Origin of the sequence: Erwinia endophytica (assembly GCF_009295515.1) — a bacterium.
Lineage (GTDB): Bacteria > Pseudomonadota > Gammaproteobacteria > Enterobacterales > Enterobacteriaceae > Erwinia > Erwinia endophytica.
Genome location: NZ_RQVV01000060.1, coordinates 1 through 21,622 on the forward strand (window position 1 = coordinate 1; position 21,622 = coordinate 21,622).

General features: G+C 52.2%; 20 protein-coding genes, 4 tRNA genes and 2 pseudogenes. 15 read left to right on the forward strand and 11 right to left on the reverse strand.

Annotation, left to right across the window (positions count from 1 at the left end; translation table 11 throughout):
- The 5 genes and pseudogenes from EH228_RS19055 to EH228_RS19075 all read right to left on the reverse strand — a co-directional run.
- Nucleotides 1–81, reverse strand: a pseudogene (locus tag EH228_RS19055) (GTP-binding protein); the annotation flags it as partial.
- Between the two features lie 113 nt (nucleotides 82–194).
- Nucleotides 195–270 (reverse strand) — tRNA-Thr (locus tag EH228_RS19060).
- Nucleotides 271–276: 6 nt separating this feature from the next.
- Nucleotides 277–351 (reverse strand) — tRNA-Gly (locus EH228_RS19065).
- Nucleotides 352–657: 306 nt separating this feature from the next.
- Nucleotides 658–742, reverse strand: a tRNA-Tyr gene (locus EH228_RS19070).
- An 11-nt stretch (nucleotides 743–753) separates the two neighbouring features.
- Nucleotides 754–829: transfer RNA gene (locus tag EH228_RS19075), tRNA-Thr, on the reverse strand.
- Between the two features lie 367 nt (nucleotides 830–1,196).
- Here EH228_RS19075 and EH228_RS19080 point away from each other — a divergent pair.
- Entirely contained in the window at nucleotides 1,197–1,745 is a 549-nt protein-coding gene (locus tag EH228_RS19080) for a GNAT family N-acetyltransferase (RefSeq protein ID WP_152323195.1), read from the forward strand.
- Nucleotides 1,746–1,946: 201 nt separating this feature from the next.
- Nucleotides 1,947–2,897: a type I pantothenate kinase gene (coaA, locus tag EH228_RS19085; RefSeq protein WP_152323196.1), complete on the forward strand. Its 951-nt coding sequence runs from the start codon at nucleotides 1,947–1,949 to the stop codon at nucleotides 2,895–2,897.
- 31 nt (nucleotides 2,898–2,928) lie between these two features.
- Here coaA and EH228_RS19090 read toward each other — a convergent pair whose 3' ends face one another.
- The 4 genes from EH228_RS19090 to EH228_RS19105 all read right to left on the reverse strand — a co-directional run bounded on the left by EH228_RS19090 (nucleotide 2,929) and on the right by EH228_RS19105 (nucleotide 5,455).
- Nucleotides 2,929–3,825: an alpha/beta hydrolase gene (locus EH228_RS19090; RefSeq protein WP_152323197.1), complete on the reverse strand. Its 897-nt coding sequence runs from the start codon at nucleotides 3,823–3,825 to the stop codon at nucleotides 2,929–2,931.
- Nucleotides 3,826–4,229: 404 nt separating this feature from the next.
- On the reverse strand, nucleotides 4,230–4,736 hold the full coding sequence (locus EH228_RS19095; RefSeq protein ID WP_152323198.1) for a TIGR00645 family protein: 507 nt from the start codon (nucleotides 4,734–4,736) through the stop codon (nucleotides 4,230–4,232).
- Nucleotides 4,737–4,824: 88 nt separating this feature from the next.
- Nucleotides 4,825–5,073, reverse strand: a complete 249-nt coding sequence (locus EH228_RS19100) for a hypothetical protein (protein WP_152323199.1) — start codon at nucleotides 5,071–5,073, stop codon at nucleotides 4,825–4,827.
- Nucleotides 5,074–5,122: 49 nt separating this feature from the next.
- The gene (locus tag EH228_RS19105) at nucleotides 5,123–5,455 is read right to left on the reverse strand and encodes a helix-turn-helix domain-containing protein (RefSeq protein ID WP_152323200.1); all 333 of its coding nucleotides are present in this window, start codon (nucleotides 5,453–5,455) and stop codon (nucleotides 5,123–5,125) included.
- Nucleotides 5,456–5,795: 340 nt separating this feature from the next.
- Here EH228_RS19105 and EH228_RS19110 point away from each other — a divergent pair, with 340 nt between their 5' ends.
- From EH228_RS19110 to EH228_RS19120, 3 genes are all read left to right on the forward strand, one after another.
- Complete coding sequence (locus tag EH228_RS19110; protein ID WP_152323201.1) at nucleotides 5,796–6,695, forward strand: LysR family transcriptional regulator; 900 nt, start codon at nucleotides 5,796–5,798, stop codon at nucleotides 6,693–6,695.
- Nucleotides 6,696–6,941: 246 nt separating this feature from the next.
- Entirely contained in the window at nucleotides 6,942–8,309 is a 1,368-nt protein-coding gene (locus EH228_RS19115; protein ID WP_152323202.1) for an MFS transporter, read from the forward strand.
- A gap of 143 nt (nucleotides 8,310–8,452) precedes the next feature.
- The gene (locus tag EH228_RS19120; protein ID WP_152323203.1) at nucleotides 8,453–9,577 is read left to right on the forward strand and encodes a GNAT family N-acetyltransferase; all 1,125 of its coding nucleotides are present in this window, start codon (nucleotides 8,453–8,455) and stop codon (nucleotides 9,575–9,577) included.
- A gap of 15 nt (nucleotides 9,578–9,592) precedes the next feature.
- Here EH228_RS19120 and EH228_RS19125 read toward each other — a convergent pair whose 3' ends face one another.
- Nucleotides 9,593–11,425: an ABC transporter ATP-binding protein gene (locus tag EH228_RS19125; protein ID WP_152323204.1), complete on the reverse strand. Its 1,833-nt coding sequence runs from the start codon at nucleotides 11,423–11,425 to the stop codon at nucleotides 9,593–9,595.
- 184 nt (nucleotides 11,426–11,609) lie between these two features.
- On the opposite strand from EH228_RS19125, the pseudogene EH228_RS19130 reads away from it, so the two are divergent.
- Nucleotides 11,610–11,984 (forward strand): annotated as a pseudogene (locus EH228_RS19130) (ZinT/AdcA family metal-binding protein).
- Nucleotides 11,985–12,084: 100 nt separating this feature from the next.
- Here EH228_RS19130 and EH228_RS19135 read toward each other — a convergent pair.
- Entirely contained in the window at nucleotides 12,085–12,855 is a 771-nt protein-coding gene (locus tag EH228_RS19135; protein WP_152323205.1) for a DeoR/GlpR family DNA-binding transcription regulator, read from the reverse strand.
- 258 nt (nucleotides 12,856–13,113) lie between these two features.
- On the opposite strand from EH228_RS19135, the gene EH228_RS19140 reads away from it, so the two are divergent.
- From EH228_RS19140 to EH228_RS19180, 9 genes are all read left to right on the forward strand, one after another.
- A complete protein-coding gene (locus EH228_RS19140) occupies nucleotides 13,114–14,139 on the forward strand; it encodes an SIS domain-containing protein (protein ID WP_152323206.1) in 1,026 nt (341 codons plus the stop codon).
- Nucleotides 14,136–15,074 carry an ROK family protein gene (locus tag EH228_RS19145; RefSeq protein WP_152323207.1) on the forward strand — a complete coding sequence of 313 codons (939 nt, stop codon included), beginning with the start codon at nucleotides 14,136–14,138 and terminating at the stop codon, nucleotides 15,072–15,074. The genes EH228_RS19140 and EH228_RS19145 overlap by 4 nt, the downstream gene beginning before the upstream one ends.
- A gap of 214 nt (nucleotides 15,075–15,288) precedes the next feature.
- Nucleotides 15,289–16,539 (forward strand): extracellular solute-binding protein, encoded by a 1,251-nt coding sequence (locus tag EH228_RS19150; RefSeq protein WP_152323208.1) that lies wholly within the window; start codon nucleotides 15,289–15,291, stop codon nucleotides 16,537–16,539.
- Between the two features lie 9 nt (nucleotides 16,540–16,548).
- Complete coding sequence (locus EH228_RS19155) at nucleotides 16,549–17,457, forward strand: carbohydrate ABC transporter permease (protein ID WP_152323209.1); 909 nt, start codon at nucleotides 16,549–16,551, stop codon at nucleotides 17,455–17,457.
- Nucleotides 17,447–18,286, forward strand: coding sequence for a carbohydrate ABC transporter permease (locus tag EH228_RS19160; RefSeq protein ID WP_152323210.1), 840 nt, complete (start codon nucleotides 17,447–17,449; stop codon nucleotides 18,284–18,286). Before EH228_RS19155 ends, EH228_RS19160 begins: the two co-directional genes overlap by 11 nt.
- A 30-nt stretch (nucleotides 18,287–18,316) precedes the next feature.
- Entirely contained in the window at nucleotides 18,317–19,432 is a 1,116-nt protein-coding gene (locus EH228_RS19165) for an ABC transporter ATP-binding protein (protein WP_152323211.1), read from the forward strand.
- Nucleotides 19,433–19,511: 79 nt separating this feature from the next.
- Nucleotides 19,512–20,114: an alpha/beta hydrolase gene (locus EH228_RS19170; RefSeq protein WP_152323212.1), complete on the forward strand. Its 603-nt coding sequence runs from the start codon at nucleotides 19,512–19,514 to the stop codon at nucleotides 20,112–20,114.
- A gap of 74 nt (nucleotides 20,115–20,188) precedes the next feature.
- Nucleotides 20,189–20,581, forward strand: coding sequence for a cupin domain-containing protein (locus EH228_RS19175; RefSeq protein WP_152323213.1), 393 nt, complete (start codon nucleotides 20,189–20,191; stop codon nucleotides 20,579–20,581).
- Between the two features lie 308 nt (nucleotides 20,582–20,889).
- The gene (locus tag EH228_RS19180) at nucleotides 20,890–21,615 is read left to right on the forward strand and encodes a gluconate 2-dehydrogenase subunit 3 family protein (protein ID WP_152323214.1); all 726 of its coding nucleotides are present in this window, start codon (nucleotides 20,890–20,892) and stop codon (nucleotides 21,613–21,615) included.
- Nucleotides 21,616–21,622 lie beyond the last annotated feature (7 nt).

A 21,622-nucleotide genomic window follows, 5' to 3' on the forward strand; every position in this document is an offset into this window, starting at 1 on the left:
GGTAGTTTTACCGTGGTCAACGTGGCCGATAGTACCAACGTTGACGTGCGGTTTGGAACGTTCAAATTTTTCTTTAGACATCGCTTGTCCCTCTAAGACACGGATAAATCGGTGATATCACCACATCAACCAGGCATTGCCTGACTTGTTGAATTTTAACGTACAGAGAAGAATCAGGGAGGGAGATGTAGAAGTGGTGCTGATACCCAGAGTCGAACTGGGGACCTCACCCTTACCAAGGGTGCGCTCTACCAACTGAGCCATATCAGCACGGCTTGGAGCGGGCAGCGGGAATCGAACCCGCATCATCAGCTTGGAAGGCTGAGGTAATAGCCATTATACGATGCCCGCATCCTGGAACTCGGCTACCTGTTCTGTCTGTAGCTTATGAATAATAAGAAAAGATGCCTTATTATTCGAGTCAACCCGCATACGCTTGATGACTCCGACTGTGCGTGTGCTCAGTCTAAAATCAGTACTTTCGACCTGAACATAAGGTCGAAACAACGGTGAAAGAAGGATTATTCCTCGCTTCATCTCACCCTTCCGGTCGTGCTTCGCTCGTTACCTCACGTTGCCCGAAACGGACCTTCTCATTCTTCCACAGACAAAAAATATGACTTTCATCTGCTTCAACCTCAAACGACAAGGTAGAGATGGTGGTGGGGGAAGGATTCGAACCTTCGAAGTCGATGACGGCAGATTTACAGTCTGCTCCCTTTGGCCGCTCGGGAACCCCACCTAGATACTTGATGGTGCCGGCTACCGGAATCGAACTGGTGACCTACTGATTACAAGTCAGTTGCTCTACCAACTGAGCTAAGCCGGCATCAAGTGACGCGCATTCTAGGAAGACCTGCTGCATGATGCAACAAAAAAATCGCGATAAATGTTCTTATGCCTGTTATTTGTGCAATTATTCGCAAATTCCCCCACTACATCAGAATTTCCGTTCAAATAATCATCACCAGGGCGATTTTTTCACCCGTTCATTGCGTGACACCTGCATGGGTAAACGGCGAAAGCAGGAAGACGACCCGGTTAAATACGCCATTTTTTTGCACCACCACGATAATCTTGCACACTGAACGTGCATTTTTTCACCCACTGGACATCGCCCCCCTTGTGATACCCGCCTCGGTGAATTGGATCGTTTATTGCATTTTTTCTATGGCACCATACGAGGAGGATATTGCATGAAAATCGTGATGATCAATGCCGCCACCCTACCTGTCTACCGCAACGAGCTGGCAGAACTGCTGCTGAACACCGTCACCCGCGACGCTGTGGAGGGTGAACGACAACGTTTTTCTCAGACACAAGCCGAACACTATTTTCACCGTCTACAGGCTGAGGTGGCGAAAGGTGCGCGTAAATTATGGATTGCCCGCGACCATCTGGGCGTCATCGGCAGCGTTCAGTTGGACATCTGCCTGAAACCTGAAGGCCGCAACCGGGCGGAGGTCCAGCAACTGCTGGTTCATGATCGCGCTCGTCGCCAGGGAACGGGCAAAAAGCTAATAGCGGCGCTTGAACAGGAAGCGATGAACCTACAGCGCAGCCTGCTTTATCTGGATACGCCAGCAGGTAGCGCCGCCGAAGCTTTTTACCGTGCTCAGGGCTATCGCTGCCTCGGTGAATTGCCGGATTTCTCTTGCACCTCAGAGGGTTATTCACATTCTGCCGTCATCTATTATAAGCGTCTGTTTACGGTTAATCAGGTTAGCCGGGCAATTGCCAGCTAAAAATGCAATAAATGTGGGCACAGTTCCGTTTGCACCCGCAGATTTTATTTTTCCTTCTGGTTATGCCCTGTCTGGTGGTAACCTCCTGCCCATTGTTATTCTGAAATTTCCCTGAGTTCGTGAACGGGAAGAGCCAGCCTGGCCGCACGGCCAGTGTGTTTTGACGTCACGACGGGCAAATTCTTGCTGGCAGAACCTGCTATGAATAAAAAAGAATCCTTGTTGACCACACCCTATCTGCAATTTAACCGCTCTCAATGGGCCGCACTGCGCGATTCAGTGCCGATGACCCTGAGTGAAGACGAAGTTGCCCGCCTTAAGGGGATAAACGAAGATTTATCGATTGCGGAAGTTGCAGAGATCTATCTGCCATTATCCCGCCTGCTTAATTTTTATATCAGCTCTAATCTTCGTCGCCAGGCCGTGTTGGAACAGTTCCTCGGCACTAACGGTCCCAAGATCCCCTATATCATCAGCATTGCGGGCAGTGTGGCCGTGGGCAAAAGCACTACCGCACGCGTCTTACAGGCACTGCTCAGTCGCTGGCCAGAGCACCGCCGCGTCGAGCTGATCACTACCGACGGTTTTCTACATCCTAATGCGGTATTGAAAGAACGCGGCCTGATGAAGAAGAAAGGCTTCCCACAGTCGTACGATATGCATCGTCTGGTTAACTTCGTTTCCGCACTGAAATCGGGGGCCACACAGGTGACGGCTCCGGTTTATTCGCACCTGATTTACGACGTCATTCCTGGCGGCGATAAAGTGGTCAAGCAACCCGATATTCTGATTCTGGAAGGGCTGAACGTGCTGCAAAGCGGTATGGATTATCCTCACGATCCGCATCATGTTTTTGTTTCCGATTTCGTGGATTTCTCCATCTACGTCGATGCACCACAAGATCTGTTGCAACACTGGTACATCAATCGCTTCCTCAAATTCCGTCAGGGTGCCTTTACCAATCCCGATTCTTACTTCCACCACTATGCAACATTGTCGGAAGATGAAACCATTGGCATCGCTAAACAATTGTGGGAAGAAATCAATTTGATGAATTTGAAGGAAAATATCCTACCAACCCGCGAGCGGGCGAGCCTGATCATGACCAAAAGTGTCAATCACGCGGTCGATCTGGTGAGATTGAGAAAATAGTCGCTGTCCACCTCAATCCGTGTGGCCCGCTCTAACGATGTGAATCCAGCCAGATGGCATAAGCTTCATCCCAAATAGCCGCGGGCGATCCCGCCCTCCCTAACCCAAATCCATGCCCACCACGGGTAATATTAATCTGCTCAACCGACACCCCCATCCGACGGCAGGTATCATGCATGATCCGCGTGTTATGCGGATTAGAGATCAGATCATCCTCTGCCTGTGCTAAAAATGTCGGAGGGTATTTGTGTGTCACATAATTTTCTATCGACCAGGCCGCTTCCTCCTGCGGCGAAGGATGTTTGCCCAGCAGCTCAGCATGAGTATCCGTGTGAGTGTATGGCGGTTCGAGGGTAATAACCGGATAGATCAACGCAACCGTGTCCACCACCGGCGTGATATCATCCAGCGAGTCCTGCGGTTTATACGTCACGAAGTCTGGACGTGCGGCGGCCATGCCCATCAAATGACCCCCAGCGGAAAAGCCAAGCAGATGAACTTTACGCTCCATGGAACGTACCAGCCTGATCGCCCGCTGCGCATCCTGCAAGGGGGCCAGTCGCCCTGCCCGCCATTTCTCACGCGGTAAACGATAACTCAGCACATAGGCGGTGTAACCATGGGCATTCAACCAATGTGCCACCGGCCAGGCCTCTCCGCCCATACCAATCCAGCGATAACCGCCACCGGCAGCTATCAGTACTGCTGAGCCGTTGGCATTCTCTGGTTGAAAGCGTTGAATGGCGGGACTGACAATATTCGACCATGAACCATTGCCGGAAATATGTAATTTTCCACCCGGCCCCCCGCCCCCTGGAGGATCGTCCTGCCAGAGAGGAATAATATCTTCCCGGGCAAACAGTTTTCCGGCCGTCATCGCAAGTAAAGTAGCACCGGTTCCCAATATCAACCGACGACGACTAATCATCTGCTATTTCCATCCTCAGTGACAAAGATACCTGCATCAACCTGACGCCGCTCGGGTTACCCCAGCGGCCAATAAGGAACATGCAATGCGAGTGCCAAAAATAAGGGTCAGTCGGGAGTTATAGCTGTCATACTGTAAGTTGGCCATTGCGTTGACGGATCTCCGACCACTGACCAGGTCACGCCCTTCAGAGCCTGCACGAATGTGTTCAAAAAACGCCCTGGCATTTTTGTCCAGCAACTGGAATATTCAGGGTATATAAGCGAGGTTATTATATCGGCATGCATGAAGGCGAACACCCTGCATCGTTTTTATGCGATTTCCCCCAAAGGAAGCAAGTAAAATCAGCCATCGGGAGAGGAACCGTGGCTAATATAGTCCCGGAGAATCCACACAGAAGGAAATCAGTGACCGCCAGATTTATCCCGACGGGACATGCTGTCAAGATAGCCCATCACAAAAGCGGACAATACAAAGGCAAGGTGAAGTATCACATACCACATCAGTTTATTATCGGGGATATTATTCGCATCCATGAACACCCGTAGCAAGTGAATGGAAGAGATCGCCACAATCGATGCTGCCACTTTATTTTTCAGTGAGCCGGAGTCCATTTTCCCCAGCCAACTGAGCTTTTCCTTTTGTTCGGCGATATCCAGCTTAGAAACAAAGTTTTCATAGCCGGAAAGCATCACCATAACCAGTAAGCCGCCAACCAGCGTCAGGTCGATCATCGACAACAGCACCAAGACCAAATCGTTTTCGGCCATTGCCAACACGTTTGGCAACAGATGAAAAGCCTCCTGGAAAAATTTGATAACCAACGCCAGCAAGCCCAGCGACAGCCCAAGATAAATCGGCGCCAGAAACCAGCGTGCGGCATAAATAAGATTTTCAGTGAAACGTTCCATACCATGTTCCCCAGGTAATTTTGTACGGGCAGCAGTATACCTGACGACATGTTAAATTTTGCAGCATGGATCGATGCAGACCGGAAATTTAACGGGATTTTTTCACCCATGCGGCAACGTCATCTTCCGTGGCGGGTTCCAGTACACGCTGAACCTGACGTTCATAGCTATTCACCCCCTGGTTCATTTCATACCCGGCGGGGGAATGGCCGGAACAGTAGCCGGGCTCGAACTGAACGGCAACATAGCTAACCGACACGACAAGGTCGAGAGCCGAGGCAAAACACGGGCTGCTGATCGACAGAACGACTATCAGTCCCCGAAAGTTTATTTTCATTCTCTTGCCCTAATTGACGGACAGACGGACATCTCCGACCATCGCTGGCTCAGTGAAACTCCCGATGCTGGTTGCGATAGTCTCTGGGCGTGATATTAAAGTGTTTTTTGAAAACTCGCTGGAAGCACTGTTGAGATGAAAACCCCAGATCCATAGAGATGGTCATGATGGTTTTATGTGAACTGACCAGGCTTTTCGCCGCGGCATCCAGACGACGGCAGCGGATAAAGGAACCAAGGGTCATGCCTTTCTTCTCTTTAAATGCGCGCTGAAGATGCCATTTTGAATAGCCAGATCGGGCTGCTACTGCTTCGATGTTCAGGCTATCGTCCAGATGTTCTTCAATCCAGTCGACAATCACGTCTACGATTTCACCTTTCACTTACTTCCCTCCTGCGGCAAACACCCTGCATACGGTGTTGCCAGCCCTGCCACGATGTAAATAGCTAATACTTTGTTTTATTTGTTAAATTTTGACATTTAACGTATGACGTTATTGATCAAAATTTTATGGCATGAAGGATATAAAGAAGCTTAAAATAGTTCAAATAGATATTTTTAATCTCCATTTATAAACAGTATCTATAATAGAACAGATCGAGTGATATGCAACCCGCGTTGCCGAGAGCCGTCAGAACACAGATAAACCCGGTAACCACAAGTAAACGAATGCAGCCAACACATCTGCGACATGGAATACGGTGAGGATATAAAGAGTAATAATGTTAGATCTCAATCTGGTACGTGTCTTCACTGCTATCTATGAAACACGCAGCGTCAGCGGAGCGGCAGACCGACTTTTTATCACCCAGCCCTCTGCCAGCTATGCGCTGGCTCGATTACGTCATGAAACCAACGACGAACTGTTCAAACGTAGTCGTAAAGGAATGGAACCGACACCGACCGCCATCCAGTTGTATAAAGTTTTCAAAAAATCCCTCACCGGCATTGAGAAAGCCGTGGCAGAGACCCGCACTTTTTCACCAGACACCGCCCACCACAAATTCCGCCTGGCCCTTTCTGATTTAGGCGAATTGTTATTACTGCCCCGCCTGGTGACACATCTGCGTCAGGTCGCCCCCAATATCCAACTGGAGGTACTCCCGGTGGATATGCAAAAACTCGATGAATGGTTGCTTACCGGCAGAATTGATGCTGCCATTTGTAACCGTAATGAGAGTGTTTCCTCCGCCCAACGCGAGCTGATGATGTATCAACACTATGTTTGTTTGCTGAATAATAACCATCCGCGCATCGGCGATCACCTCTCGCTGGATGGCTATATGCAAGAGCAGCACATCGTTGTTTCAGCCTCCAGCGGCCACCATATTGTTGAAGATCGCCTGAAAGAATTCGGGCTGGAACGGGATATTGTTGTTGAAGTACCACACTTTGCCGCGCTGGGGGAACTGATTGCCTCCAGCGAACTACTGGTAACACTGCCTTTCAACGCCGCACGGATCTACGTCCAGCGAGGTAACGGTCGTATACTGGAACTGCCGTTTCATGTTCCCAATCCGGAAATCTTTTTGTATGCCCATACCGAAATAGGCGATATCACTGCCAAAACATGGTTTTACAATGTGCTACGCCAGGCTGGGCCGTCGATGATTGATCCCTGATGCCAGCCGTCTCATAGAAGATTCCGCCACGCTAAAACCAGATGCAGAGCACATTCCGCGCACGCTTTATTGACCCACTCCGGGGTTAATCATAGAACTGTGAACCTCTTCAACCAACCTTGTTACTCTTGCTAAATTTCTGGCAAAAATACGCGCATAATTTCAGCATCAGCACAATGACTCGCCTTGAAATCTCCTCTTATAGTTGAAGGAAACTCGTCTATGGGCAGCAGAAGGTTAATAACTATGGCAAGCAAAAGCCGCTCACACGTTCGCGTGTGGATATTAATGTTGATACTCTTTCTGTCCGTCATCGCTTATGCGGATCGTTCTATTCTCTCGATTGCCGGTGGCGCGATTAAGGATGAATTCGGCCTTTCACCCTTGCAGCTCGGCTTTGTTCTTTCGGCTTTCAGTTGGGCCTACGTCATCGGTCAGATCCCCGGAGGCCTGTTTCTTGACCGTTTCGGCACCAAAAAAGTTTATGGTATCACCCTGGTGCTGTGGTCGCTTTCCACCCTGGCTATGGGGTTTGTCGGTGAATTTGCTACTGGCATCACCAGTGCGCTGATCATCATGTTCACCCTGCGCTTCGCACTTGGATTAATAGAGGCCCCCAGTTTTCCGGCCAATGCCCGCGTCGCCATTATGTGGTTCCCGAAAGCTGAACGTGGACGGGCCTCTTCACTTTTTGCCTCGTCACAATATTTTGCCGTCGGTATTTTCTCCCCACTCTCCGGCTGGCTGGTCTCTGAATTTGGCTGGCCGTGGCCGTTCTTCGTGCTGGGGATGATTGGCATCGTCGCTTTCTGCGCATGGCTCTGGTATATGCAGGAACCGCAACAGCACCGTGGTGTCACCCCGCATGAGTTGAAACATATCGTTGATGGCGGTGCGCTGGTTGATATTGACTCCGCCGTCCAGCGGAAAAATAACTCTCGCCTTTCCCGCACCACCTTTCGCCTGCTGTTAACCAATCGAATGTTATGGTGCGCCTATATCGGCCAATATTGCACCATCGCGCTGAGTTATTTTTTTATTACCTGGTTCCCTATTTATCTGGTACAGGCGCGGGGAATGAATATCCTGCATGCCGGGTTCGCCACTGTCGCGCCTGCGTTGTTTGGCTTTGCCGGGGGGATCTCGGGCGGGATTATTTCCGATTACTTAATCCGCACAGGGTGGTCAGTCTCCTGGGCACGCAAGACCCCTTATATCGTCGGGATGCTGATGGCCTCGACCTTAATCGCCGCTGCCGGAGCCAACAGTAATTTCTGGGTCATCGCGATCATGTCTTTTGCCTTTTATGGTAAAGGAATTGCCGCTGGTGCCGGCACCTGGGCCATTATCAGTGATTCTGCGCCGAAAGACGCGGTTGGCCTGGCAGGCGCGATATTTAACTGCGTGGGGAATATTGCCGGAATCATTACCCCGATTATCTTTGGTTATCTGGTCGCGCTGACGGGCGGCTACAGTGTTGGTCTGATATTTGTCGGTGCACACTGTGTTATTGCCGCGCTATGCTTCCTGTTTATCATGGGGCCAATTACCCGTATCGGCGGCGAGATGCCGGAGGATGAAGTCAGCTACCGCTTACCACAACAGGTACGCTAAGCCGACACACGCCACTTTGCAGGCTTTAACGCCCCGAGCGGTGACGGCAGAAGACATTGATCTTCACCCATAAAACCGTCACTTTATGACTTCATGGTTAAACCGGTACGGGCACCGTACCGCTATGAAGACGGAGTGCGCTTATGTCGCTAACCCTGCTGACCCACTTGACCGACCTCCCTGCCTGTCAGTGGGACGCCCTCACGCCTGATGACCAGCCCTTTCTCCGTCACGCCTTCCTGAGTACATTGGAACAGAGCGGTTGCCTGGGTAAAGGCAGCGGCTGGCAACCTTTGCATCTGCTGTGGATGGAAAACGGCGAAGTACGCGCAGCACTGCCGGGATACCGTAAATCTCACTCGATGGGTGAATACGTGTTTGACCATGCCTGGGCCGATGCCTGCCTGCGGGCTGGTGTGGCTTATTATCCTAAATGGCTGGCCGCTGTCCCTTTCAGCCCGGTAACCGGTGCCCGTTTACTGGGGGAACCTGCAGCGGCACAGCAATTGCTACAAAGTATCCCAGACTTTCTGCAACAGCAGCAGCTTTACAGCGCGCACATCAACTTCGGTAATGCGCAGACCGCCACGTTGCTGGCCGGTGAATGCCACTGGCTGCATCGCCTCGGCTGTCAGTATCACTGGCACAATCCCGGCTACCGGGATTTTCAGGACTTCCTGGATACGCTGATGTCACGCAAGCGCAAGCAAATCCGCAAGGAGCGCGAGCAGGTCGCCAGTCAGGGCTTTGAGTTTGAATGGCTGGCCGGCCACCAGCTCAGTGAAGCCCACTGGGATTTTGTGTATGCCTGTTATGCCAATACCTATGCCGTCCGCGGTCAACGCCCTTATCTGACGCGTCAATTTTTCAGTCTGCTGGCAGAACGCATGCCCGAAGCCATCCGTGTGGTGCTGGCCAGGCACAATGGCCAGGCCGCCGCCATGGCGTTCAGCCTGGTGGATGGCAACACCTTTTATGGACGCTACTGGGGGTGTCTGGAAGAATTTAATCACCTGCACTTTGAAACCTGTTTTTATCAGGGGATGGATTACGCCATCGCCCATGGCCTGCAGCGGTTTGATGCTGGCGCACAGGGCGAACACAAACTGGTGCGCGGCTTTGAACCCACCATCACTGAATCCTGGCATTATCTGCGGCACCAGGGACTGCATCAGGCAGTTGACGATTATTTGTGCCAGGAGCGGGAAGGCATACTGGCATGGGCAGAGGAGGCCCGGACGTCCCTGCCCTACCGCCGTAATCCATAGGGGCTTAACCCAGCACTAATATTCACCGACAAAACCGCCGGTCTGGTGGCGCCACAGACGCGCATACAATCCGCCTTGCGCCAGTAGTTCAGCATGGCTGCCCATTTCCGCAATGCGCCCCTCCTGCAACACCACCAGGCGATCCATTTTGGCAATCGTCGACAACCGGTGGGCGATGGCAATCACCGTTTTACCCCCCATTAGCGTTTCCAGGCTCTCCTGAATCGCCGCTTCCACTTCAGAATCCAGTGCTGACGTCGCCTCATCCATAATCAGGATTGGCGCATCCTTCAGCAGTACCCGGGCGATAGCGATGCGCTGGCGCTGGCCGCCGGAAAGCTTAACGCCACGCTCGCCCACCTGCGCGTCCAGACCGTAGCGGCCCTGAGGATCAGAAAGCAGTGGAATAAACTCATCGGCTTTAGCGCGGCAGATAGCCAGTTGCAACGCCTGTTCCGTCGCGTCAGGACGACCATATAACAAATTATCGCGGATCGAGCGATGCAACAATGACGTGTCCTGGGTTATCATGCCAATCTGTGCGCGCAGACTTTCCTGACTGACGTGAGCGATATCCTGCCCATCAATCATAATCCGGCCGCCATTGAGGTCATACAAACGCAACAGCAGATTCACCAGCGTCGATTTTCCCGCGCCAGAAGGCCCAATCAGTCCTATTTTCTCTCCCGGCCGAATGATTAGCCGTAGATTATCAATCACCCGGCGATCCTTGCCGTAATTGAAACTCACGTCCTCATAGCGAATTTCACCACGCTGCACGTGCAATGCCGGCGCCTGAGGTTTATCGGCCACGCTGACCGGCTGGGCAATTGTTTGTAAGCCATCCTGCACCATACCGATATTTTCAAAAATGCCATTCACCACCCACATGATCCAGCCAGACATATTCACGATGCGAATCACCAGCCCGGTCGCCAGCGCAATAGCACCGACGCTGATCAGTGACTGTGTCCACAACCACAGTGCCAGTCCGGTGGTACCGACAATCAGCAAACCATTCAGGGTGGTAATCACGACATCCATGTTGGTTATCATGCGGCCCTGCTGACGGGTTTTCTCCGTCTGGTCGCTGATCGCCTCACGCGCGTAAGCCCGTTCCAGATCACTATGGGCAAACAGCTTCAACGTAGTGATATTGGTGTAACCGTCAACGATGGTTCCCATCAACTTAGAACGCGCATCAGAAGACGCCACTGAACGGGATTTCACCCGCGGTACAAAGTATTTCAGACTGATAACGTAGCCCACAATCCACAACAACAATGGGATCATCAACCGCCAGTCCGCCTCAGCAAACAACACCAGCGAAGTGATGGCATAAATCAACACATGCCATAACGCATCCACCGCCTGTACCGAAGAATCACGCAGCGCATTGCCGGTTTGCATAATGCGCTGAGCAATACGACCCGCGAAATCGTTCTGGAAGAAATTCAGGCTCTGGCGCAGGACATAGTTATGATGCTGCCAGCGGATCATGCTGGTCATACCGGGGTTGATAGTCTGATGCACCAACAAATCATGCAGCCCGATAAAAATCGGTCGTAGTACCAGTGCCACCAACGCCATCCAAACCAACGCCATAGCATGATCGCTGAAAAAACTGGCGGCAGGCGTACTGTTCACCATATCAATGAGAGTACTCAGGTAACGGAACAAGGCCACCTCAATCAGCGAGGCAATCAGCCCGACCACCAGCAGCATGGCAAAGCTCTGCCAGACCTGACGCAGGTAATAAACATAAAAAGCCCAGACGCTGTCCGGCGGCGTGTTACCAGGCGCCTCCTGGAAAATGTTAATCAGTCGTTCAAAGCGGCGATACAGCATTTAAGGATCACTTTTATGGCTAAAAGAATAAATGTTAGTGCATCTTACCCTGGGCTGGCGGCGGTGAGTGCTCTCCTGAATGAAAAAAGCCAATCAATGAAATGTCAGGTTAATTCATCATTGATATCTTAATTGTTATGTTATAACGCATAATTTTAATCAATCCTTTCACAAGGAGGGAAACATGCGCAGAACCGGTTTTGCCGCCATTTGGGGTATCAGCTTCGGATTGCTCAGCACGGCGTCGGTTGCTCATCCGCATCACGGTACACCACGGTCTGAAACCGAGCGTAAAGCCAGTGAATAAAGACGTTAAAGATCGCGCGCTGAGCGACTGGGATGGCGTCTGGCAATCGGTCAATCCTTATCTGTTACAGAGCGACCGGGATCCGTGCTGGAGCAAAAAGCCAAAAAAGAAGGAAAAACCGTGGAGGAATATCGGGAGTATTACAAAAACGAATCGCAGGAAACGTTACTGAATGAGAGGGATAACTGGCCGACATTTTATCCCCACACGCTGAGTAAAAAGCAGATTGTCGCGGAAATGCTACATCACTAAACCACCGTATATTAGCCAGAGCGTCGCGGTCCGTTAGACCACCCGCTGCGGAAAAATGGCTAATGAAGAACACCGATGGCGAAACCCAAACGGCGTCAGTCTATTGTAGATCCGGGTCGACCACCATCAGCCGTGGACCATATTTACTGCGCTGCTTCAGATTGGGGGAGGCTTCGGTGATAATCATGCTGATATCGCTCAGCGGGCAGACGGGCGCCAACGCCCGATAACCTATCTTACTGCTGTCTGCCAGCACCACCGTTTTCTCCGCTGACTTGATCATCGCCTGCTTCAGCGGAATTTCAATGGTATTGATATTGCTGATACCCTTTTCATAATGTACCCCTTCAGCCCCCAGAAACGCCCAGTCAACATGGATGCTGTTAATTTTATCTACAGTCTCCGGCCCAACTAAGGTGTAAACCTTATCCAGCATCATGCCTCCGGCCACATGCACGGTTATCCCGGAATGATGACCCAACGCCATCGCACAGAAAATGTCATTAGTCACGACCGTCAGGTCCTTTTTATCCTTCAGGGCCAGTGCCAAAGCGTGTACGCTGGAACCGTTATCAAGAATGAGCGACTGTCCGTCCTGCACCAGGCTGGCGGCGTAACGGGCAATGGCGGCTTTGGCTGGCGCGTTCATCTGCAAACGGACATGATAAGGCGTATCCAGACTGCTGCCCGTTTCAGCAGGCAGCAGCCCACCATGCGTGCGTATCACCCTGCCGGTTTTTTCCAGCAAAGAGAGGTCACGCCGAATGGTTGAGGCATCCACCTTAAACAGGTCTGACAGCTCTGCCGTATTCAGATAGCCTTTTTCGGTGATCATTTCTACAATTTGCGCTCTACGCTGTGCCGCCGTCATCCTGTATTCCCTGGTCTGTATCCCCGTCATATTTCAAGTCAGGCAAAAAATTTTTTGGCCAGTGACTTGAATCCATCAAGGCATAATTGCACGTTTTCATGCATATACTGACTTACATCGGGCAATATGTCACCCATGATGACTTTTATTTGCCCATAAAATTAATAATCAGCATAAATTTGCGTATTGACTGCACGAATACGTGCATATATTGTAAAACACATCAGCAATATTTACCTTTCAAGAGACGATGATCCCATGACGGTCAACCGCTTCAACGCCTATGAACAAGAGTTAGAACAGCAGGTTGGCTCGCTAACCGACCAGTTGAACTATACCCTGCCAGCGACGCTGAACACCCTCGACCTCAGCCAGTATGATCGTATTGTGTTGGCCGGCATGGGGTCTTCAGATTACGCGCTGATCCCGGTTGAACGAGAGCTGATTGCGCGGGGTTTTCCGGTCTGGCGCATGGATGCAGGTCGCTTACTGGATATGTGCGCACTGATCACCTCACGGACATTACTCTGGGTGACTTCACAATCTGGATTGAGCGGTGAAATTGTCGCACTGCTGGAAAATATCCCGGCGGTAAAAACACTGATTGGCGTGACCAATGATGCAGAAAGTTTGCTGGCAAAACGTGCCGATATTTTAATAGAACTTAAGAGTGGTGAAGAAGCCACTGTCAGTGCAAAAAGCTACCTGAACACGCTGATCGCCAGTTATCGTACGCTTTTTGCGCTCACCGGACAGGATGAAACGCCGTTATTAACCGCCGTCCGTGCCGTACTGCCGGAAATCGCGAGCATCATTAAAAACCGCGCACCGGTACAGGCATTAACCGACCGGCTTTTCACCCACGCCCGACCTCGAGTGGCGTTAATCGGCATCGGAGCCGACGCAGCCACAGCGCTGACTGGCGCATTGATCACCAAAGAAGCCTCAAAAATCAGTACGGAAGGGTTTATTGGCGGTGAATTCCGTCATGGCCCAATGGAAACATCAGGTAAAGGCATGCTGGCTTTACTGTTCGGCGACGGCAGCGATACCACACTACAAACGCTGGCCAGAGACCTGGTTGATAACGGCACCGAAGTGATTACCGTCGGCCCGGTGGCTTACTCCGGCAGCCAATTATTGCCAATACCCGGGGGATCCCCACTGATCCGTTTGCTCTGCGCGATGCTCTGGGTGCAGCACCTGACCGTCACCCTGGCTCGCGCTAACGGCATGGTGCCTGGCGAGTTCCTGTACGGCAAAAAGATAACGGTAACAATATGATAAAAAACGCACTTTCTCTGCGTGCAGGCATTGATATCGGGGGCACGGGTACCCGGATTATCATCCTGGACGGTGGGCAGGAAGTCGCCTCTGAGACCGTTCCTTCAGCCTGGTTCGCCACGCTACCCCTGGCTCTGCGCGCCAGGGCGTTGGTGGATAAAATCAACCACCTGGTACCCGCAGGTAAAACATTGGTCAGCCTCGGCATTGGCGCCAGCGGCCCCGTTAACAATGCAACGGAAATTATTGAGAATAACGACACACTGGCCTGTTTCTCTTATTACCCGCTGGTTGCTCAACTGCGGGAACTGTTGGGAGTACCGGTCGCCATCGATAATGACGCCGTTGTCGCCGCATTAGGGGAATATCACCTGGGCGTGGGGCGGGGAAGTGAGCGCATGATGATGGTGACACTCGGAACCGGTATCGGCGTAGCCTTACTGGATAAAGGCCAGCCGTTCAGAACATTTGACGGCAAACATCCGGAAGCCGGACATATTCCGGTGTCCTCCGACCCGGTGACCTGCTACTGCGGTCTGCAAGGCTGCTGGGAGATGCAGGCATCACGCACTCAGCTACAACAGACGTTGCAGAAAGAAGCGCCAGATCTACGATGGGATGCCAACACCGCCTCGGTACTGGGTGAAATGGTCGCCACCCGTCCTCGTATTGCAGCGATCATGCACCATTATGGTCAGGTTGTCGGACGCGGCTTAAATACACTGCTGGCGCTGTATGGCCCGGATGTCACCGTATTAAGCGGCAGTGCCGCCGCGCTCCTCCCTCTTTACCAGACTGGCCTGGAGACCATACTCGCTCATCGCGCCAGTGGTTATGCCATTAACCGCAACATTACGTGTTCAACACTTGGTGACGCGGCGGGTGCGCTGGGGGCGGCAATACTACCAACGTTACGGGGATCCGGCCCACATTAAGTTAAAAAAACTAATCAGTATATCCGGGTCGCATGGCGGGTGCGACCAGGACGGCAATATAGCCAACACTCAGGGTAACCCGCCAACTGTATGTTATAAAAATAAAGTGCTGTAAATTAAAGCCTGGCCCATTTTATTCACAATGGGACCAGGCGTTTTACTGACATTAACTCTACTTACCAATCGCTTTTCATGTATCGTAACGGGAGTTTGTATGACAAGTCGATTTACCCCCCGCTTTACCGGTTATTTACTGACCCTGCTGGCATTAAGTACCTCAGGGATCGCCTCTGCCAAAACACAAATCAACGCGCTGTTTATGTCGCAAGCGGCCTACAGTGAAAGCGATGTGCGGGCCATGACCAGCGATTTCGAAAAAGCCCACCCGGATATCACGGTCAACCTGGAATTTGTCCCTTACGAAGCGCTGCACGATAAAATCATCGCCGCCCGCGGCGCGGGCAGTAACGGCTACGATGTGGTGCTGTTCGATGATATGTGGCCTGCTGAATTCAGCAAATTCAATATGCTGAAAGACGTCACCCACCAGATAACCCCGGATGAAAAAAGCAAAGTATTCGACGCCGCGTGGAGCACCGTAAGCTGGAACAATAAGCTGTGGGGGATGCCGTGGATCCTCGATACTAAATACCTGTATTACAACAAAGCCATGTTGGCGAAAGCTGGGATAACTGCCCCACCTAAAACCTGGCAACAAGTCACGGAACAGTCTCAGATCCTGAAAGAAAAAGGCATCGTCAAATACCCGCTGGTTTGGAGCTGGTCACAGGCTGAAGCGCTGGTTTGTGACTACACCACGCTGGTATCAGCCTTTGGCGGCCAGTTCTACCAGAATGGCAAACTGAACTTCAGCGATGCGGGTTCGGTGAAAGCCGTCGATTACATGAAAACCTCGCTGGATAAAGGTATAACCAACCCGAACTCCCGCGAATATCTGGAAGAAGATGTCCGTAAAGTCTTCTCTAATGGCGATGCAGCCTTCGCGCTGAACTGGACCTACATGTACAACCTGGCCAACGATCCGAAACAGAGCAAAGTGGCCGGTGAAGTCGGTATTGTGCCTGCGCCAGCCGAAAAACCGGGAGCGGTGGCGGCGATGAACGGTTCAATGGGCCTGGGCGTGATGCAAACCAGCAGCCATCCAGATCAGTCCTGGCAGTACATCCGTTACCTGACGTCACAGCCGGTGCAGGATAAATATGCCCGCCTGAGCCTGCCAATCTGGAAATCATCTTATGATGATCCGGCGGTACAGAAAGGTCAGGAAGCACTGATTGCCGCAGCGAAACCGGCGCTGAATGTGATGCTGATGCGGCCAATAACCGCCGACTATTCCCGCCTGTCCAACACCCTGCAACAACAACTCCAGCAGGTGCTGCAAGGTCAAAAAACACCGGAAGTCGCCATGACGGCGGTGACCAAAAGCGCCCAACGTCTGCACTAAGGGGTGACGATGCTCAGTTTGCAACAACGCGAGCAGCGTCAGGCATGGGTGTTGCTGGCACCCATGCTGATAATGATGGGCCTGCTGACCGCCTGGCCCTTACTGCGTACCATCTGGCTCAGCTTTACCGATGCCGAATTGATCAGTAACGGTGGCAGCATTAACTATGTGGGAGTTGAGAACTATCTCTATGCCCTGACCGACCCGGATTTCCTCTCCGCCATTCTGCGCACACTGTACTTCACCGTCCTGTCAGTGGCGCTGGAAGGAGTGACTGGCGTGCTGGTTGCACTCCTGCTTAACCAGCAATTTTATGGTCGCAACGTACTGCGAGTCCTGGTGATCCTCCCCTGGGCGCTACCCACCATCGTCAACGCGATAATGTGGCGGCTGAACTTTAACCCCGACTACGGCAGCATTAATGCCCTGCTCACACAGTTGGGGATTATTGACGGTTATCGTAGCTGGCTTGGCTCGCCGGATTCCGCACTGAATGCGGTGATGCTGGCCGACGTATGGAAAAACTATCCACTGGTGACACTGCTGGTGCTGGCGGCGTTGCAGTCGATTCCGCAAGATCTGTTCGAAGCCGCCCGACTGGATGGCGCTTCTGCCTTCCGTCGCTTTTGCGCCATTACCTTCCCGGCCATTGTCGGACCGCTAAGCGTGGCGTTAGTGCTGCGCACCATCGATGCCTTTAAAATCTTCGACATCATTTATGTCATGACGCGCGGCGGCCCGGAAGACAGTACCAAAACCCTCAGCTTCTATGTCTATCAGGAGTCGTTCAGCTATCTGCACGCCGGTAGCGGGGCGGCTTATGCCATCCTGATGACTCTGATGTGCAGTGTGCTGATCGCCCTTTACACGACAATGGTCTGGCGTCAGCGTCGCCGGAGTAACGCGAATGAAACGTAACCTACGGCTTTTATTGCTCTATCTGGCGGCTCTGCTGGTTGCTGTCAGCATTCTCGGCCCAATGCTGTGGCTGTTTCTGATGAGCGTCAGCTCCAACACCGATCTGACCCGTGTGCCGCTGGAATGGCTGCCGCGCCAGTGGGATTTCAGCCGTTACGCCCGACTGGTCTCGCTGACGCCAGGCCAGCCGGGAGAGCTGTTCCTGCATGCCCTGGGCAACAGTATTCTGGTGGCCTGCGGCGCCACCTTCATCTCGCTACTGCTGGCTATTCCTGCGGCATTCAGCTTTTCTCGTTATCCCGGTCGCGATGGCTGGCTGTTAGGCAGCCTGGCCATTTACATGGTGCCGCCGGTGGCGTTTGTGCTACCGCTGTACTTCGTGCTGCAACAGCTCAGCCTGCTGAACACCCACCTGGGATTAGTGCTGGTCTACTGTTCGCTGATCCTGCCATTCCTCACCTGGATGCTGAAAAATCAGTTCGACGCCCTGCCGCAGGATATTGAGCAGGCGGCACGGCTGGATGGTCTGCGCGTCTGGCAGGTGCTGTTACAGATAACGCTGCCGCTGGCGAAGCCGGTGCTCGCCGCCGCCGCGCTGTTTGGCTGGTTACTGGCGTGGGATGAATTCTTTTATGCGCTGTTGTTTACCAACAATATCAGTGCGCAAACACTGCCGGTAACTATCGCCGGTTTTACGGCGGGACGCGCCACCGACGATGGACTGATTGCCGCCGTCGGGATCCTGGCGTCAGTGCCGCCGTTATTTATTGCTATCTGGCTGCAAAAAAGCCTGGTCAGCGGACTGACCAGCGGCGGCAGCAAAGGCTGACCGTATTAAATAAGTTGAGAGGATTGCTGTATGGCTCGTGTTGAACTGGTTGGCGTGACCCGGCGTTACGGTAAACAAACCGTCCTGAACCCGCTGAATCTGACCATCCCCGACGGCAGTTTTACCGTGTTGGTTGGCCCTTCCGGCTGCGGCAAATCTACCCTGTTGCGCCTGTTGGCCGGGCTGGATAGCGTCTCCGATGGCGTGATACTGCTGGATAACCAGCAAATCAACGATCTCGATCCGGCAGACCGGGACATGGCGATGGTGTTTCAGAGCTATGCCTTATATCCCCACCTGACCGTGGCGGAAAACCTGGCTTTCCATATGCGGGCTAAACGTGTTAAACGCGAAGAACAGCACAGTAAAATAGCCCGTGTGGCGGAGATTCTGGGGATCAACAGCTTACTGAACCGCTATCCCCGTGCACTCTCAGGCGGCCAGCGTCAGCGCGTAGCCATGGGTCGGGCCATGGTGCGCAACCCACGTGTGTTCCTGTTCGACGAGCCGTTGTCCAATCTGGACGCCCAGTTACGTATGGTGTTGCGGGCGGAAATTAAAGCGCTACATCAGCGCTTTAAAACCACCATGGTCTACGTCACACATGATCAAGTTGAAGCAATGACCCTGGCGGATCAGATAGTGGTGATGCGTGACGGGATGATTGTCCAGCAGGGCAAACCGCTGGAAATTTATGACCATCCAGTGAATACCTTTGTCGCCCGTTTCATCGGTTCGCCCCCGATGAACCTGCTGGAAGGCCAACTGGAAACCCGCCAGGGCAAACCTGGCGTACGGTGCAACGATTACTGGTTTGCCCTTCCTGCCCGCTGGCATCAGGCTGCCGCACAACAGGACCAGCAACCGGTGATCGTTGGCATTCGGGCGCAGGATTTCTTTTTAAGCGACACCGCTGAGCAGCCAGAGGCACAGGTAAAACTTGTTGAACTCACTGGCGAATCCAGCCTGTTGCACGTTGAGTGGCAGGGCTTCCCGTTACATGTACAGTTTGCCGGGCGAATAGCTGCCGAGCCTGAGCAGACGATTTCGCTGGGCATCAACACAGATAAAATTCATCTTTTTGCGGCCCAAAACGGTGAACGGCTGACGATTTCTGCCGAAATAACAAGTCAGTCCGCGTGTTAATCGGGATAATACAGATCCATTTATTATCAAAACGGCGGCAAGTGCCGTAGAACCCCCTAACCCGAAAATGAGGCTTTTCATGGCGAAAAAATTAGTTATTTTGCTCCACGGCGTGGGCAGTAATGGAGAAGACCTCGCCAGACTGGGCACACACTGGTCCAGCATTCTACCTGGCGTCAGCTTCGCCAGCCCCAACGCGCCGCTTCCCTTTGAACATGGGCCGGGTTATCAGTGGTTCAGCCTGACAGGAATAACCCCAGTTAACCGTGCGCAACGGGTTGAGCAGGCACGTGAGGCGTTCGACGCTCAACTCAATACCGTGCTGCAACAACACCAGATGCAGGACCAACTGGATAATGTGGTACTGGCTGGCATCTCTCAGGGATCGATTATGGCGCTGGATGCAGTTATTTCCGGACGCTGGCCAGTGGCGGGGCTGGTGGCGTTTTCCGGCAGACTGGCCTCGCCAGCACCTTATCATGTGGCCAAAAACACCCCGGTGATGATCATTCATGGCATGGCCGACAGTGTTATTCCGTATGCGGAAAGCGAGATTGCGGCGGAGAAACTACGCGAGCTGGGCATGGTGGTCAGCACCCAATTTGAGCCAGCCGTCGGACACACAATCTCGGCCCTGGGCGCGCGCAGCGCCGCAGAATTTATCGATAAGTGTCTGGCATAAGTCAGGCCCAATGATCTGCTATTTTTTTACCTGCCCTCGTCTGCTGATAAAACGCCGTGCGCAACGGGGCAGTATTGGGGAAACTCGCGGCCAGGTTGGGTGTTTCACTGACGTCGCTGCTGAATGAAGCGGGTTCGCTCCCTCCACTGCATAAAAAAAGCGCACAGGCACTGTGGCAAGATCCCATTCTGGGCTATGGTCGTCGCCAGGTCAGCCGTACCGAACGGGCTGAACTGGTGGAAATTACGCTACCAACAGGCTGCCAGATCAGCTACCCGGCATGGACACAGCAACCTTATCGTCAGCAACTGTGGTTGATCAGCGGTGAAGTCGGGGTCACTTACGGCAGCGAGAATTTTCAGCGTGATGAAGGTGACTGCCTGAGTTTTGCTGTCGACCTGCCGGTCACTTTCCGCAATATTGCTGCGGGTGAGAGCCGTTACCTGCTGGTAATAACAAAACAGTAATTGAACGCCAGAGAATTAATATCTTCCGCCGATTTAGTCACTCACCGTTAATAATTAATTGTTGCAAAAAAAGCTCAAATATAAATCATGATGTAAACACATCACCATTAACATTGACACTTCGTTTACAAATAAACAAAGATATTTGTTAACAGTGTGTTTTAGTTGTTAATTAATAATTACCCACCAGCTAAAAACAATAAACATATGCAATAAAAATACCAACCAATCCACACTGAATATCCGTTCATATTGATAAATCTGCGCATGTGGTGCGCGTTGTGATGTTATGTCAATTGGGAGTAAATGTGGAACGCAGGAAAGTCATAAAAAGTGGGTTGGTGTTAATCGCCAGCGCCACAGTCGCCTCGATATTTCGACCGGCAGGTGCCGCGGTGAAAGTTTTTACCGGTGGCGAAAGATGGTTGTCGCCCACCGGTCCTGTCCCTCGTGCCGTTGATGCCTCAAAACGCGTGTTCTTTACGGAACGTGAAGCCGAATTGGTGCAGGCAGTGTACGATCGTCTGATCCCTGCCGATGAGTTATCTGTCTCCGCATCGCAAGCGGGCTGCGTCATTTTCACTGATAACCAATTAGCCGGACCTTATGGTGCCGCCCAACATCGTTACAAATTAGGCCCGATAGTCAATGGCACGCCAGAACAGGGGGAACAAACTCTGCTGACGCCCGCCGATATTTATCGTAAGGGCCTGGCGGCAATGGACAGACATTGCCAGCAACGGTATGGCAAATCTTTTACCGAACTGACCCCGGATCAGCAAGACCATTATCTGGAGCAGATGGAAGCCGGACAATTTAATTACGGCGTGTTCAGCAGTAATAAGTTATTCAGCGCAATGCTCACCAATGTGAAAGAGGGTTTCCTCGCTGACCCGTTATATGGCGGAAATAAAAATATGGTGGGCTGGAAAATGATCGGTTTTCCGGGCGCGCGTTACGATTATCGGGATTACATCAATATTAAAGGGCGGCGCGTTGAGCTTGAGCCGATCAGTTTATTGAACATTAGCTAATTCTGGC